Source organism: Amycolatopsis sp. CA-128772 (assembly GCF_002904295.1).
In the GTDB taxonomy this organism is placed as follows: Bacteria; Actinomycetota; Actinomycetes; order Mycobacteriales; family Pseudonocardiaceae; genus Amycolatopsis.
This window is the reverse complement of the sequence record NZ_PPHG01000071.1, coordinates 100,346-116,539: the sequence shown is the minus strand read 5'-3', so window position 1 is coordinate 116,539 and position 16,194 is coordinate 100,346. Positions and strand designations below refer to the sequence as shown.

6 protein-coding genes are annotated in these 16,194 nt (G+C 71.4%); 2 read left to right on the top strand and 4 right to left on the bottom strand.

The window, feature by feature from the left end; all coding sequences use genetic code 11:
* Positions 1-11 precede the first annotated feature (11 nt).
* Both C2L59_RS25490 and C2L59_RS25485 read left to right on the top strand, forming a co-directional pair.
* The gene (locus C2L59_RS25490; protein ID WP_103352030.1) at positions 12-719 is read left to right on the top strand and encodes an arginase family protein; all 708 of its coding nucleotides are present in this window, start codon (positions 12-14) and stop codon (positions 717-719) included.
* A complete protein-coding gene (locus C2L59_RS25485) occupies positions 716-1,378 on the top strand; it encodes a dienelactone hydrolase family protein (protein WP_103352029.1) in 663 nt (220 codons plus the stop codon). The genes C2L59_RS25490 and C2L59_RS25485 overlap by 4 nt, the downstream gene beginning before the upstream one ends.
* A gap of 29 nt (positions 1,379-1,407) precedes the next feature.
* Here C2L59_RS25485 and C2L59_RS25480 read toward each other — a convergent pair whose 3' ends face one another.
* The 4 genes from C2L59_RS25480 to C2L59_RS25465 form a co-directional block, all read right to left on the bottom strand.
* Positions 1,408-4,587, bottom strand: a complete 3,180-nt coding sequence (locus C2L59_RS25480) for a tetratricopeptide repeat protein (RefSeq protein ID WP_146060431.1) — start codon at positions 4,585-4,587, stop codon at positions 1,408-1,410.
* A 95-nt stretch (positions 4,588-4,682) separates the two neighbouring features.
* A complete protein-coding gene (locus C2L59_RS25475; protein ID WP_103352027.1) occupies positions 4,683-4,928 on the bottom strand; it encodes a DUF2283 domain-containing protein in 246 nt (81 codons plus the stop codon).
* A 2-nt stretch (positions 4,929-4,930) separates the two neighbouring features.
* Entirely contained in the window at positions 4,931-11,848 is a 6,918-nt protein-coding gene (locus C2L59_RS25470) for an RHS repeat-associated core domain-containing protein (RefSeq protein ID WP_233223668.1), read from the bottom strand.
* 68 nt (positions 11,849-11,916) lie between these two features.
* On the bottom strand, positions 11,917-16,173 hold the full coding sequence (locus C2L59_RS25465) for a LamG domain-containing protein (RefSeq protein ID WP_103352026.1): 4,257 nt from the start codon (positions 16,171-16,173) through the stop codon (positions 11,917-11,919).
* Between the last annotated feature and the right edge of the window lie 21 nt (positions 16,174-16,194).

Here is a 16,194-nt window from a genome sequence, read left to right as displayed (position 1 = left end):
ACGGTGACCGGGTGAGGAACCCGGTCCTGATCGACGCACCGTCCGATCTGGGCCTGCGCCCGCCGGCCGAAGGCGCGGTGCCCGGCTGTTACAAGACCCCCGGCGTGCTGCGCGACCTCGGCATCCTGAACCGGCTGGGGGCGGCCGACGGCGGTGTCGTGACGCCGGGCCGGTACGTCGGCACGTGGCAGCCGGGTGACGGTGTCCGCAACGCGGCGGCGCTGGCCGCCTACACGCGCGCGCTGGCGGACCGGGTGGCCTCGGTCCGGGCGTCCGGCGGCTTCCCGGTCGTCCTCGGCGGCGACTGTTCGATCTCCCTGGGCGCCATGCCGGCGCTGCGCCGCGCGGGCCGGTACGGCATCGCCTACCTCGACGGCCACGACGACTTCCGCCACCTGGGCATCGCCGACCACGTCGGCGCCGCGGCGGGCGAGGACCTGGCCATCACGACCGGCCGGGGCGCGAGCGACCTGGCCGACATCGACGGCCTGCGCCCCTACGTTCGCGACGAAGACGTCCTCGACCCGGCGTACGTGTCCGCAGTGGACAGTCCGGACCCGGGCGGCCTCGATCCGGACACCCTGGTTCCGGTGTTGCGGGAGCTGTTGTCCCGGCCGGGCGCGGCGGGCTTCGAGCTGACCGTGTTCGACCCCGACCCCGACCCGGACGGCCGCCAGGCCGCCCTGGTCGCCGACGTCCTGGAAAGGACCCTGCGATGACCGACCTCCCGCTGTGGCACCCGCCGTCCGGCCGCGGCCCGGGCCTGGTGCTGATCCAGGAGATCTTCGGCCTGGACGACTACCTGCGCTCGGTGGCGGCCGGCCTGGCGGCCGCGGGGTACGTGGTGGCGATCCCGGAGCTGTTCCGGCGCACGGCGCCGGGCTGGTCGTCGACGCACGACGAAGCCGGCGTGGCGGCGTCGATGGAGGTGGCGGCTTCCTTCGATCCGGCGCTGGGGCTGGCCGACGTGCTCGGCGCGGTGGCCCACCTGCGGGCGCTGCCCGAAGTTTCGGGCGGGGTGGGCGTGCTGGGCTTCTGCCTGGGCGGCTCGCTGGCCTTCGCGGCGGCGGCCGAGGGCGATCCCGACGTGGCGGTGTCGTTCTACGGCTCGAAGGTGGCGGGGCAGATCGCGGACCTCGCGCGGGTGACGTGTCCGATCCAGTTCCACTTCGGCGGCCAGGACCCGTACATCCCGCGCTCGGACGTGGCCGAGGTGGAGGCCGCGGTGGCGGCGCACCCCGGGGCCGAGATCCACGTGCAGGAGGAGGCCGGCCACGCGTTTCACAACCACGTGGCCCCGATGTTCCACCACCCGGAGGCGGCGGCGCGCGCGTGGGAGCTGACGACCGCGTTCCTGCGGCGGACCCTGCCGGCCTGACCGGGCGCTCACGCCGGTGGGTCGATACTTCACCAGGTCCGGATCTCGTCGATGCGGGCTTGTACCGCTCTTGTCTGCGGATCGTCGGGGCCGAGGACCTTCGCGAAGCCGGCGTATGCGCGCTGCAGGAGGGAAAGCCCCTCGGGGAGGTTCCCTTCCCGTACCTGAGCCATTCCGAGGCCGATGAGGGAACCGAGCAGGTCGGGGTGCTCGTCGTCCATGATGCGGCCGCGGCGCGCGACCACGTCCGTCCAAAGCCGTAGCGCCTTCGGGGTGTCGCCACCCACGAGGGCGGCCGTGGCCAGGTTGTCCCGGGAGACGAGGGTGTCCGGGTGGTCGGCGCCCAGGATCCGGGCCCGGTCGGCGGCCACCGCCCCGAGCATCGCGCCGGCCTCGTCGTAACGGCCGATGCGCAGGTAGGCGAGGCCGAGGTTGTTCCGGGTGCGGAGGGTGTCCGGGTGTTCGGGCCCCAGGAGCCTGATCCGGTCGGCCAGCAGGCTCTCGTGCTCCGGGATCGCCCCTTCCACGTCCCCGGCCGACTCACGGGCGTTGGCGACATTGCCGCGCAAGGTGAGCGTGCTCGGACTGTCGTCGCCCAGAACGCGTTCGGCGGCCGCGAGCGCGGCCCGGTGCTGCGAGAGCGCGGTCGCGACGTCGCCGGCCCCCTCGTGGGCGGCGGCCAGGCTGCTGAGGTATTTGATCGTGTCCGGGTGCTCTTCGCCCAGCACGCGTGCTGCTTCGGCGTGGACCTCCCGGTGGAGGCGGAGGGCCGTCGCCACCTTCCCGGCGGACAGGAAGGCGCCGGCGAGGTGGTCCCGGGAACCGAGGGTGGTCGGGTGACTGCGTCCGAGCACCCGTTCGAAGGCGGCTGCGGCGGCTTCGAACAGGGGGATCGCGTGGCGGACGTCCCCGGCCGCGGCCAACGCGTGCGCGAGGTGCACGCGGCACCCGAGCGTGGTCGGGTTGTCCGGGCCGAGAACCGTCTCGCTGTCGGACAGCAGTTCCCGGTAGCCGGCGATGGCCTGCGCGAGGTTCCCGATCCGGTGCTGGGCACTGGCCAGGGCGGCCCGGCCGAGGAACGTCGTCGGATGGGTGCGGCCCAAGACCACTTCGCAGTCCGCGACGATCTGCCGGTGCTCGGCGAGGGCGTCCGCTGTCCGCCCCGCCGACAGGGTGGCCTCGGCGAGCCGCCTCCGGCCGTCGAGGGCGGCGGGGTGGAGCGGCCCGGAGATGCGGGTGCGGATTCCGAGGGTCGCCGTGTAGCCGGCGATGGCTTTCGCGGAGTCACCCGCCGACAGGTGGGCGTCGGCGAGGTCGTCGCGGGCCGTCAGCGTATCCGGGTGTTCGGGGCCCATGACCCGCTCGAAGGCGTCGGCGGTCGCCTGGTGCAGCTCGACCGCGCGGACCAGGTCACCGAGCTGCGCGTAGGCCGACGCGAGTTTGCGTTGCGACGTCAGCGTGCCGCGGTGATCGGGGCCGAGGACCCGGCGGCGCCGATCCAAAGTGGACTCGTAGAGCGGGATGGCGCGGGTGAAGTCCCCTTTGGACTCGTAGCAGGCGGCGAGGCTGCTGCGGCAGGTGAGGGTCGTCGGGTGGTCCGGACCGAGCACGCGCTCGTACCGGGCGAGCACGGCCTCGGTCAGCGGGATGGCCCTCGCCAGGTCGCCGGCCGAGTGGTAGGCGACCGCCAGGTTGTTGCGGACGGCCATGATTTCGGGCGAATCGGGGTCCAGGGTCCCGTCGCCGCCGGCGAGGATCTCCTCGGACATCCGGATGGCGCGGTCGAGCTTGCCCGCTGCGCTGTAGGCGCTCGCGAGGTTGCCGCGGGCCGTCAGCGTCGAGCGGTCCTGGTCGCCGAACACCCGCCGGGTGCTGTGCACGCAGCGTTCGAGCAGGTCGGTGGCACCGGCCACGTCACCCTGGTCGCGCAGGAAGCCCGCGGCGTCCGCCAGGAGCCGGCAGGTGTCGGCGACGTCGGTTTCCGCGCCGGCGAACCCGAAAAGGGCCTGCGCGTGCGGCAGGACGGCCAGGTAGCGGGCCCGGCATCGCGGGTCGCGGAAGTCCTGGCCGTCGACGTGCTCCCGAAGCCGGGTGGTGGCGGCGATCCGGGCGCCTTCGATCAGCTCCGGCCGGCGATGGGGATCGGCGGGGTCGGGTGTGCGCGTGACGGCCTGGACGAGCCGGTGGACGGCGATGTCGCCGGCGGAAAGCTTGATCATGCTGAAGGCGTGGAGCCGGCCCAGCGCGTCGAGGGTGTCGGGCCCGTCGCCGTCGAACAGCTCGCGCGGGATGCCGGCCGAGGCGTACCAGGCGAGCTGCCGCAGCAGGGTCCCGGCGGCCGGCGTGTCGGCGAGGCGGTCGAAGGTGACGTGCCAGACCCGGGCCATGGTCCGCTGCGAGTCCCCGCCTTCCCCGGCGGCGGCGAACATCCGGGCCGGGTACCGGGCGAGCAGGTCGAGGTAGGCGGACGCGGTGATCCGGGTCTGCGCGAGGTAGGCCCCGGCCTGCTCGACGGCGAGCGGCAGCCACCCGAGCTCCGCGCACAGCCGGGTGGCGGCCGGAACCCCGCCCTCGGGCCACTCCGCGACGACGACGCGCGTCAGCAGTTCTTCGGCGTCACCGGCCGGCAGGACATCGAGGGCCAGACTGGCCAGGCCCCGCCACCCGGTGCGTTGCCGGGCGGTGATGACGACGGTCCCGCCGGAGACGCGGCCGAGCAGTTCCCCGGCGTCGGCGGGGGTGGCGAGGTTGTCCAGCACGAGCAGCCAGTCACCGGCGCTGCCGAGCCACCGGATCGCCGATTCGACGCGCTCGCCGAGGGACACCCCGGCGGCCTCGGGCGCCAGGGCGACGGCGAGCTCGGCCAGCCCGCTCCGGATGGCGGCGGAGCTGTCGGCGGTGATCCACCAGACGAGCCGGTAGCGCCCGGCGTGCAGCCGCGCGTGTCGCGCCACGAGGGTACTTTTGCCGACCCCGCCCAACCCGTGCACGACCGCTCGCTTCTCCTGCGCGAGAAGGCGCTCGAGCTCGGCAAGTTCCCCCTCACGCCCGACGAACAGCCGAGCCGCGGCGGGCACCCGCCCCGCGGCCGGCGTGGTGTCGGCGCGCGGAGCGTGGAAGTGCACGCCACCGGTGATGGTCCCGGCCTGGACGACGGATCCGGACACGAAGCCACCAACGGCGTTCACGACCTCGGGGGGCTCAGTCACCGTGCGAGTATCGCGTCCGCGCGGGGCCGGGCACCAGACCTGGAGGCGGCGATCGATCGGCTCTGTCCGGAGGTCGTGGCCGAGCGCAGGCTGGGCTATCCCTTCTCCGTTTCGAGCCGTTCAGCCGCGTCGAGCAGGTATTGCGGCAGCTTGGACCGCGCGTCGAGCACTTCGACACCCAGGACCCGTCCGTCTTCGTCGAAGTCCAGGTTGACCATCCCGCCGACTTCGAGGGGATCACAGGCGTACATCCGGGCGACGCTGCGGCTCTCCCGCGGGTCGGTGAAGTAGATGTACGCCGCATCGGCTTGCTGGTCGTAGGTGACCCTGACGACGGCCATGGCTAACGGCCTCCCTGCAGGCGGCGGATGTAGGCACCGTCGACGTTGGTCATGACCGTGTTGATATTGCCGTCGATGGTCTTCGCGATGAACACCTTGGAACCCGGATCGTAGTAGCCGCTCTTCCACACCCCGTCGTGCTGGTACGTGAACGGCTCTTTTCCGAGCACGGCCCGGGCTTCCTCCACGGACACCCCACGCAGCTGCAGCCGCTGCAGAGCATGCTTGGTGAGGCCGAGGGCGGCATCGCCGGCCCCGGCGACCTCGGGCCCCGCCTTGGTGATGTCGCCGATTCCCTCGCAACTGCACGATTCGGCGTGCCCGTTGAAGTAACCGCCGCAGTTGTGCACGAGTACCGGCGCGGTTCCGGCGAGCACGTAGTACGTGTGGACGCCGTCGACCGTGAGGTTGTACGTCCGGCGGGAGGCCGGGTAAGGGTGCACCGAGCCGACGGTGATCCGGCTGCCGCCGGGGGTTGCGAGCTGGTCGTCGGTGGCCAGGTCGGCCGCGTCCTTCCAGGCGTGGGCCGTCGCGTCCCAGAAGGGGTGGTGCGCCGTGGTGACCACGGTCTGCAGGCCCTCCGGCGTCCGGACCGCGACGTCGACGAAGTCGTGGTCCTCGTCGGTCACGTGCAGTGCCGTCACGACGTGGTGTTGCACGACCGTGTCGTCGGGCTCGGCGTTCTCGACCTCGTCACCGACCTCGACCTGCTCGATCGGCTTGGTGCTGCCGTCGGCCAGGAGGACCGGGGTGGAGCCCGCGAAACTGTTCGGGCAACCGGTCCGGGCGCCGGCGGCTTCCTCCCCCGCCGCCGTCTCCGCGCCCGCCGCCGCCTCCGCGGCGGAGCCGACGCCCATCGCGCCGAGCATCAGCAGGTTGGTCAGGTCGTCCATGACCATGTCGTCGAAGTTCTTCTCGTCCACGCACTCGTCGAGGTGCTCGACGCAGTACGTCGCCGCGATCACCTTGGCGCCTGCCGTGTCCTGGCCGTGCTCCAGCAGGTAGATCCACGCCATGCGGCAACCGCGCTGGCCGAAGCACGCCATTTCGTCGCCGGTACCGGTGGCCGTGTTCCAGAACGGGCGCGGTCCGTCGATCTGCTGGGCCAGCGACGACCAGAGGCTGATCAGGCGCTGGGGATCGTCGGTGACCGGGGAGTACTTCTTGACGTGCCCCCGGACGACCTCCCGCTGCTTGCTGCACGCCGAACCGCGTTTGCAGCCGCTGTTGGCGGCGATGTGCCGGAAGCTGTCGATCGACTGCTGGCTGTACCCACGCTTCTTCATGAAGTAAGCGCGGTTGTCGACGTAGTTCGGGTCCGACATCGCCTCGCCCGTGCCACACAGGACGCCGTCGGGGCCGCACTCCGCGCCCCACATCATGCCGGTCGGGTCGCTGAACGAGATCGGGCTGTTGTTCCCGTAGCTGTAGGCGTTCAACGCCTGCGGGTTGCCCGTGTCCAGGATCGGGTCCGCGGTCAGGAAGCGCCCGGACACCGGGTCGTAGTCGCGCGCACCCAGGTGGGTCAGCCCGGTCGTGTTCCGGTAGCCGTCCACGAAACCGTGCTTGTCCGGCCACGTCGACGGCGGTGCTCCGCGGCTGGTGCCGTACGGGTCCTGCCAGCGCTTGGACACCACGAGGTTGCCCGCGTCCACCGTGGCGTACGTCGTGCCCTGGTGATCGGCCAGTTTCCAGCTCAGCCCCGTCGAGGACAGGCGGGTCGCGATGACCTGGCCGTTGTAGGTGTAGAACCGCGTGCCGGACGCGAAGAGGCCGCCCGTGGGGACGAACAGCTCCATGTCCCCGATCGACAACGTCGTGCCGCTCGGGTCCTTCGTGATCAGCAGGCTGCCGTCGGCGTCGTAGAGGTAGCTGCTGTCTCCGCCGTTGGCCTCCTTCGCCGTGGCGACCCGGCCTTCGGCGTCGTAGGTGAACGTCTGCGCCGAGCCGGCCGGGCCGCGGGACTTGGTGCTGCCCGCGTCGGTGTAGTCGTAGGCCGAGCTCGACGTGCCCGACGGCCCGGTCGTGGTGACGGCTTCGACCGCGTGCGGCCGCTGAGCGCCGGGAGCCGGGTACGTCGAGGCCGTCGTGATGTCGCCCGTCGGGGTGTGCTGGACCTGGGTCTTGCGGTTACCCGTGTCGTCCAGGGTCCAGGATGTCCAGTACGGTGCCGCGCCGTCGATGGCCGCCGTTGTCGGCTGGGCCGCGCAGTCGCCCGACGACGGGGTCCACGCCTCCGTGAGGCGCTGCAGGTAGTCCTGGCGGAAGCACTGGACGTCGGCCTTCGCGTCCGGTGGGGTGTCGGCGATCTTCGTGACGTTGCCGACCTGGTTGTAGGTGTAGCCGCGGTTGGCGATCCAGTAGTCCGACGACGTCGAACGCTGCGCCTGGACCGTCTTGAGCTGGTTCGTGCCGTCGGCGTAGGTGTTGGTCACCGAAACCTGGTACGGGCTGAGGTCGTCGTTGAAGTTGGTGCGCAGCACCTGACCCAGCGGGTTGTACGACGTCGAAGAGACCAGGGTCGTGCCGCCGCCCGAGTCGTTGGCGGCCAGCATCGTTTTCGGCGCGCCGTTGTCGTAGTAGGTGAACGACAGTTCCTCGGCCGGCAGGCCACCCGCCGCCGGCGTGTTCATCGTCCGCACGGCACCGGTGTTCGCGTTGTAGGTGATCCCGAACTGGTAGGAGTTCGAGAGTCCCTTGTCGCCGGGCGGGATGGTGACCTTGCTGCCCGTGGGCCGGCCGGCGGTGTCGTAGCCGGTGGTCTCCTTGGTGTAGGCCTTGGTGCCGGCGAACCGGGTCGAGCCGGTCGGCTGCCCGGGCAGCAGGGTGTCGTAGGTCCAGCCGGCGATCTTCGTGCCGGTGAGCGCCGGGCCGTCGTACTCGGCCGTCTTGCGGCTCAGGTTGTCGTAGGTGTAGCTGATCAGGCGCTGGCGCGCGTCCGTGGTGGTCAGCAGCCGGCCCGCGGCGTCGTAGGTGAACGTCGTGCGGCCCGTGTCCGGGTCGGTCGTCGCGGTCTTGCGGTCCTTCAGGTCGTACTCGAAGGTCCAGACGTTCTTGCCGGTCGTGTCCGTGACCGTCGCCTGCTTGCCGCTGCGGGTGTAGGTGTAGGTCGTGGTGTCCGCCGGCGATCCCGGCGTGTACTTCGTCGGATCCTTGTACTGCAGCAGCCGGACGGTCTGGCCGAGCCCGTTGGTGACGGTGGTCGACGCGGTGCCGCCGGCCGGCGGGATGGTGGTCGTGCGGTCGCCGTCGGGGATCGTCGTCGTCCGCCACTGTTCGACGGCGTGGAGCAGGTACGCGCTCGTCCGCGGGCTGCCCGCGCTGTCGAAGGTCGCCAACGTCGTGTTCGGGACCGACGCGTCATCGGTGACATACAACGTGGCCGACGGGGCCCCGCTGTTCCAGTAGGCGTTGTGGGTCTTGTACGTGCGCCCCTGCGAGTCGTAGAAGGTGTCGGTGATGATCCGGCCGGGGCCGTCGTCGGTGCGCGGCGCCTGGGTCTGGATCGTGCGGCCGAGACCGTCGACGAGGCTGTACGAGGTGGCGTACTGCCCGTTCGCCAGCAGGCTCTGCGTGGTCACGTTGCTGACGCCGCCGGAATTGCGGACGCTGTAGCTGTAGATGACGTCCGCCGGCCCGTTCTGCGCCTTGCTGTGCCCGGGTTTCCACACCGACAGGACACGGCCGAGGGCGTCCTGCGCGGCGTCCGTGCGCAGCCCGCTCGCGTCCTTGCTCGCGACGGTGCCGCCGGAAACGGCGTCGAGGTACTTCGTGGAGGTGAACTTGGGCGCGCCGGCGGCCGATGTGACCGGTGGCGTCGTCGTGTCGACCTGCGTGACCGGGCCGCCCTCGGCCGGGGTGTAGGCCGTCGTGCTGGTCAGGCCGAGGGCGTCGGTGGCGCTCACGACCCGGCCGTACTTGTCGTACACCGTCGTCGCGGCCGGGGACTTGAACTTCTCCGTGCCACCCGCCGGCCAGTCGTCGAGGCTGTCGATCCGGGTGATGTTCCCTTCGGTGGGCGCCGCGCCGAAGGCCTGCTTGTCGTAGTAGGTCCGGGTGTCGCTGATGATGTTGCCGGGCCCGGGCGGGTTGGCCTTGTCGTCGCAGGCACCCGAGATCTTCTGCACCTGGCTGGAGGAGTTCAGCAGCCAGCCGGTGGTGTTCTCCAGGTAGGTGGTCAAGGTGCAGCTGGTCTGCTGGGGGTCGCCGGTGTCGCCTTCGGTCTGCACCGCGGTCGCGAGCCCGTACTTCCCGTGGGTGGTGTGGGTGCGCGACACCCGCCAGGTGCTCGTGGTGTCCAGCCAGGTGCGGGTCCGGGTGGTGTCGGTGTCGGTGTACGCGGCGGTGCGGCCGTCGGCGTCGGTGGCCGTCGCGCCCGACACCCACGGCTCGGTCAGGGTGCCGCCGACGACCTGGCCGTCCCGGTAGCTGACGGTCTCGCGGGTGACGCCGGCGGTCTCCTTGCGGTCGGTGACCGACTCGTGCCAGTTCGGGCTGGTGACCGTCGCGCCTTCCATGCCGCGCAGGTAGAACGTCTCGGTGGTCACCGGCGGGCCGGACGGGTCACCGCCCGCCGGGCCGAGCCCGGTGGTCGTCTTGACGTCGCCGTAGCCGCGCCACTGCGACCACGTGCGGTACTTCGGGTCGCTGAACGGGTCGTCGTCGTAGTGCCAGGCCGCGCCGCCGAGGTAGTCGTAGTGGGTCACCTTCTGCTGCGGCTGCTGCGTGGTGTTCGCGTCTTCGATGACGTCGGTGACCTGGAACTTGGTGAAGTAGTCCAGCACCGGATCGGTCGCGCCCGGCGGGTTCCAGTACACCGGGTAGCACGACAGGGTGTTGTTCTTGAGGTTCGCCGGATCGGGCATCGGCCCGCCGGGCCGGCACTCGGGGTCGGCGTACTTGACCGTGGTCGTCCCGCCCTGCGGGGTGGTGATCGCGTCGATCCGGTTGCGGGTCAGCGCGGTGTACTGGGTACTCGCGTTGACCCGGTTGGCCATCGGCTTCGCGTGGAACGTCGTGGCGGGCAACGTGATCGCCGGGCCGACGGTGTTCGGGCTCGCGATCTTGCCCGTTTCCGTGATCGAGTCCAGCCACAGCGCCGTCTTGTTGCCGTCGGTGGTGGGCGGGAAGGACTGCGCCAGCGCCCATTCGCGGACGGGTTTCCACCCCGCGCCGCCGTCGGAGACCTGGGTGGTGATCTTGGTGTAGCGCTTGCGGGAGAAGAACGAGGGCGAGTTGTAGACGCAGACGGCGCCCGCGGCGCAGATCGTCTCCGAGGGCACGTCCGGCCACGACGTCGCCGTCCCCGAGTTGAGCTGGCCGGGGTCACAGGTGATCGTGCCGCCGGGGAAGCAGCGTTCGGCCGTGTCGAACAGGACCTGCGCGGGTGCGTGGCCGAAGGTGTCGCCGACCTTGGTGTTGAAGCCGTATTCGATCTTCTGCAGGTAGCCGCTGCGGGTGTAGGGCGTGCCGGGGTTGTTGGCGGTGGTGGCGTTGCGGTTCAGTCCGTAGTGGTTCGTCTCGGGCTGGTAGTAGTACGCGACCGCGTTGCCGCGGGGATCGACGACGTAGTCGAGGTTCCAGCGCCACGCGCGGTTGCACCAGGACGCGGCGTAGGTCGTGGCGTTGCACGGCTCGAGGTTGTTGTTGCCGAAGACGGGGGCGGTCCACGTCGACTGCGTTTCCGCCTTGCCCGCGGCCCAGCCGGGCAGGTGGTTCAGGCCGAAGAAGTACTGGATGCCGTCCGGGGTGGTGACCTTCCAGTACTCGCCGAACTTGTCGCCGTTGGCGCCGCCGGTGAGGCGTTCGACGCGGGTGCCGTCGTCGTCCTTCGGGTGCCACGTCTGGCTGGTCTTGTCCAGGATCAGGTCACCGTTGGCGCCGGCGAACGAGATGGTGGCGTTGTCGTTGTACCAGCAGAGGTCGCCGGTCTTGGTCTGGCCGTTGTTGCCGCCCAGGTCCTGGCTGCAGCTCTTGTAGCGACGTTCGATGAACCCGCCGCCCGAGAGGCTCCAGCCGTCGCCGACACCCGAGGCCTGGTTGTTGGTCGCCGAGGTCAGCCCGTCCACCGAGCTCGAGGAGTAGTTCAGGCTGATCGACGGACCGGTCCCGCCGAGCGCCGCGGGCGTGCCGATCGGGTAGGAGTAGTCGAAGTCCGCCGACGAGCCGCCCGCCGACCAGGAGCCGGCCGGCTTGAGGTCGGTGGCGCCGAAGTCGCCACCACCGCTCTTGGTGTCGGCTTCCGCGGCCACCAGCATCGAGGTCGCGGCCTGCTTCTCCCCTAGCGTGACGTCGGCCGCGACGTGCCGGGTCTTGGTGTCGTTCGCGGAAGCCAGCGGGGTGCCGACGTGGCATTCGGCCTTGTCCGGCGTCGTCAGCAGGCACGACGGGTACTGCACGAGGTGCAGGCGGCCGCCGAAGTCGCCGCCGTAGGCGTCGCCGAACGACCGGTAGTCGACGTCGACGTTCACCGGCCCGCCGGTGTCACCGAGCACCGGCTCCACCTTGACCAGCACCCCCTTGATCCCGGTCCTGGCCGTCGCGGCCTGGTCCAGGGTGCTGATCCGGACCTTGCCGGGGGTGTGCCGGGCCGCCGCTGCCGCCGCGTGCGACCGGGCCACGGCGACCGCCGGCCCGGCCGGCGCCTTCGCCCCGCCGCTCGCGGGAAGATCGACATCGGCCGTGGCCGCCGCCGGCCAGCTGACCTTCGCCGGGCTGCTCGCCCCGGGCGGCGCCACGGGCTTCGCACGGAAGCCGCCGTCGACGCCGTGCACCGAGCTGGTCTGCTGCAACGGGGGCAGGTCCCAGCCCAGTCCGTGCCAGCCGCCGGCCGCGGCCTCCGCCGCCGCGGTCTGGGCCGAACCCAGCAGCACGACGGCGAGACCGAGGGCCAGGGCCCGTCTGCCTCTGCCGAAGCGCACGAAGCCACGCGAGTGAGTCATGTCTGCCTACCTAGGTGTGGTGGGCGCTCGACGCGCCGAAGCCGGTGCTAGTGGGTGACGCCGAAGAGGTTGCCGGGGTCGTCGGCCCGCTTGTCGAAGGTGATCGCGTCGACCCCGCGGAGCCCGGAGTAGACCCGCACGCCCGCCAGGCCGCCGTACCAGACGTCGCTGCGCTGACCCGTCCACACGCCGTGGCCGAGGGTCAGCGGGACGCCCGCGTCCCGGGCCGCCACCCCGCCGCCGTCCGGCGTGTTGACGTAGAAGCCCTGCTTCACGCCGTTGACGTAAAGGGCTTCGTACCCCGTCGAGGCGTCGTAGGTGGCCGTCAGGTGCACCCAGGTGTTGTCCTCGGCCACCGCGTCGCTGAGGACGAACCGGCCGTCGGCCCCGGAGGCGGCGTACGGCGCGATCAGCAGGCTCCACCGGCCGTGCAGCGTCCCGGACGCGTCGGCCCACGGCCGGTAGCCGAGCAGGAAGGGCGAGTACTGGGCGTCCCCGGCGCCGACGACCGCGCGCGGTGACGAGTCGACCGGTCCGCTGGCCGCCGCGTCCGCGGCCGTCCACGTGTGCTTGACCCACGCTTCGACCGTGAACGACTTGTCGGTCCGCAGGTTGGCCGGCCGGGGGGTCGCGACCTCACCGCCGTTGATGGTGAACTTCGCCGCGCACGCAGCGGGGTTGCCGGCGGTGTCCGTCTCCAGGCCCAGCGAGACCTCGCCCGACGGCGTGCCGGTGGTCTGCGTGACCGAGTCGTAGTAGCTCAGCGGCCGCGTCGCGGCGATCTGGTCGTCGCTGAGGCTCTGCGCCCAGATCCGGCCCTGGTCCAGGACCCCCTTGAACGGGTTCGTCCCGCCCGGTCCGGCGCCGAGCAGCAGGGGCCCGTACGCCGTCCAGGACGTCGTGACGGGCGCCTCGGCCTCGCGCACCCCGTCGACCGACAGCCGGATGCGCATCGTGTTCCGGTCGAAGACCGCGGTGAGCAGCGTCCACTTCCCCGCCTGCGGCACCGACGTCCCGGTCGCCCACACCATGGACGCCGTGGCGTCGTCGGCCGGGGACGCGCCGAACGCCCAGCGGTTGGCTGCCTTGTCGTAGCGCAGCGCGAAGTTCGCCGCGTGCGCGCCGGCCTGGGACAGCACCAGGTAACCCGCGTTCAGGTCGGCGGGGTTCACCCAGGCGGACACGGTGTACGAGCTCGCCGTGTCGACGACCGGCCCGGCGGTGGTGCCGTAGCCGGTGGTCCCGTCGAGCTGCAGACCGCCACCGCCGTGCCCCGGCACCCAGGCGTGACCGCCCACGATCGTCAGGTCGTTGCCGTAACCGGTGGCGTCGGTGGCGGTGTTCCCGCTGGTCTGCCCGAGCGCCCAGCTCGCCTGCAGCGACGGGACACGCGAGGTCGCGGAGATCAGTTCCGGGCCACAGCCTTCGGCGAGGCCGTAGTTCGCGAGCGGGACGGCCACCCCGGCCAGATCGTGCACGTCCTTGCCGGACAACGTGCGCTGCCAGATCTGCAGGTCGTCGAGCTGGCCGTGGAAGAAGTCGGCACGGGTCCCGGCCCACTTCGTCGCGCCCAGCACCGCCGGTCCGGTCGCGGCCCACGGCCGGGTGATCACCGTGCTCTGCTTCACGCCGTCGACGTAGAGCGTGGCGACCTGAGTCGACGCGTCGTACGTCGCCGCCACGTGGGTCCACACCCCGGTTCGGGGCGGTCCGCTCGAAAAGGCCCAGTCGGCCGCCGGGGTGGCCGAATCCCCGGCCGTGACGCGCATCGCCCAGGCGTTGCTTTCCTTGTTGTACTGCAGCGCGAACGGCATCGACTGGGTGCCGTCCTGCGCGATGACGGTCTGCGAGTGCGTCGTGTCGGTGAGCTTCGCCCAGGCCGCCACGGTGAACGACTTCGACGGGTCGAGCGGGCGGTCGCCGGTCTGGGCGTAGCCGCTGGTGCCGTCGAGCGTGATCGCGCCCTTCACGCCGTCGCTGTAGCCGGCCGTGTCGGGGTGGGTCCAGCCGGTGCCGTGGTCGTAGCCCGCACCTCGGGTGACGCCCCCGGCCGTGGTGGCCGGATGCGTGGGCAGCGTCGCGTTGCCCGGTGTCGACGAGGCGCTGTCGACCAGGGTCGTCCCGGACGGTTCGTCGGCGCCCCAGGCGCCGACCAGGTTCTTGCCGGGGGTGAGCGGCTGGACGTGGTAGGAGCAGGAGGGCCCGTCCAGCGCGGGATTGGAGTCGGGGATCACCAGGCAGGTCCCGTCGGGGCTGGGCATGCCCGCCTTGTTGACCGACTTGACCTTGATCAGGTTCTGGTTCCCGTTGACCGCGCTCGTCTTCAGCGCGGCCGTGGCGACCATCCTCCCGTTGGCGTCCGTGCCCTGCACCGCCGGCGCGGTGGGCGAACCCTGGGTCTGGGGCTCGGAACCGTCGGTGGTGTAGATGAAGTGGTCGATGTCGTAGAGACCGTCGGTCGCCATGTAGGTCCACACGCTGAAGTCGGCCGCGTCCCCCTGCACCTTCGGGTCCGTCCACGACGCCATCGCGAGGTCCGGCGGCAGTGGGACCTTGGTGTCCACGGTGAACTCGCAGTTGCCGACCCAGTTCGACCACAGCTCGCCGTCGGTGGCCTGCATCGACCAGTTGTAGATGCCGTCTTCGTTGATCCACCCGGCCGGGACCGCGGCGAGCTGGGCCGTCGCCTGCTGGTTCGGGCCCGCCGTCCCCACCGGGACCAGGTTGGCGGCGTTCTCGTGGACGTAGACGTTGTGGCCCAGTGCGCCGTAGGCGAGGGCGAACTTGCCGTAGACCGTGCCACCGTCCGGATCGGACAGCCGGCCCGAGATCTGCGGCGTCTTCGTGTAGACCCACGGCCGGTTCGGGCCGCTCGTGCACGGGAGCGCGCCGTTCTGCATGGACAGGCTCGCCGGCGAGTTCGGGTAGGAGTCGTAGTTCACCGCGAAGTACGGGTTCAGGTCGAACCGCCGCCACGCCGCCATCCCGTCGGCCTCGTTGGCCGCCGCGAGCACGAACCACGTGCTCGACCACCGGTTCGCGGCAGCGTCCTTCGCCGCCGAAGTGGCGTCGAAGATGCCCGACACGTCCGGCGTGTCCTGGCAGTTCGCGGTGTTCATGGTGGACACCTGGTAGCTCCAGCCCGGCTGCGCGGCCCACGTCGTGTCGGGGCCGGCGGGGTTCGACAGCCACAAGCCGGTCGGCCGGGCGTCCCCATCGCACTTGGCACTGTGCTGGACCTTGGTGTTCAGCGTGGCGCGGTGGACCACCGTGCCGCCGAGCCGGGCGGAGTTCATCTGGAGGTAGGACCGCGACGTCCCGGCCCGGTCGTAGTTTTCGTAGCCGGCCTTGAGGTTCGAGAGGTCCCCGCCCGTGGCGTTCCAGTTCTTCGCGCCCGGGTAACCGGACTGGACCACCACGTGCGCCTGGTTCCCGCACGAATCGCACCAGCTGTCCGGGTCCAGCAGCACCGGGTACCGGGTGGCCGGGTCGGTCAGGAACGCCTGGTCCGGGGTGATGGTCACCTTGTCGCGCGTCAGGGTGACATCCATCACCGCCTCGCGCCGGCCGCCGCCCTCGCCGAGTTCCCGCTCGGCGGGCGAGCCGTCACCGGAGGAGTCCCACATCCGCGAGGCGTCCCCGGAGAAGACGACCTGCCCGGCGGTGTCCTTGACCTCCAGCCCGTCGGTCGGGGCGGCCTGCGCCGGGGTGCCGCGGCCCTCGCCTTCCGCGACCGAGACCGTGGTGTTGCGGGTGTGGAGGCCGAACGGGATCTCCCGCAGGGCGGGGTTCTTCGCCGCCTCCGGCGTCTTGATGACCAGGTTCTGGGTGAAGCCCTCGGGACCGGCCTGCACGGTCAAGTCGACGCCGGGGAGCACTTCGGCGTAGGTAGCGGTGTCACCCTCGAGCGCCGGCGCCGGCAGGTCGGCCGTCCACTTCAGACCGATTTCCTTGCCGCCCTGCCCCGCCTGCACGATGGGGGCGGCCGCCGAGCCGGCGCCACCGGGGTTCAGCTTGACGTCGACGGTGACCGCTTTCGGCCCGATGGTGCCGTCCGCCCGGTGCACCAGGGTCGTGTCGACCGGCGTCCACGTCCCGGCCTGCCTCACCCGGACCGGGTGGACGTACTGGGTCATCGTCCACGAGCCGTCCGGGTTGGCCAGCGTCTGCGAGGTTTCGGTGGTCTCCGACGTCACCTCGACCGGTTTGCCACCCGCACGGGCGTAGGCGGCCGCGGTGATCTCGTCGGGAGCCGCCCCCGGAACGGCCGCGGACGGGCCGGCACCGGCCGTCCCGGTCGTCACCACGGTTCCGGCGGAAACGGC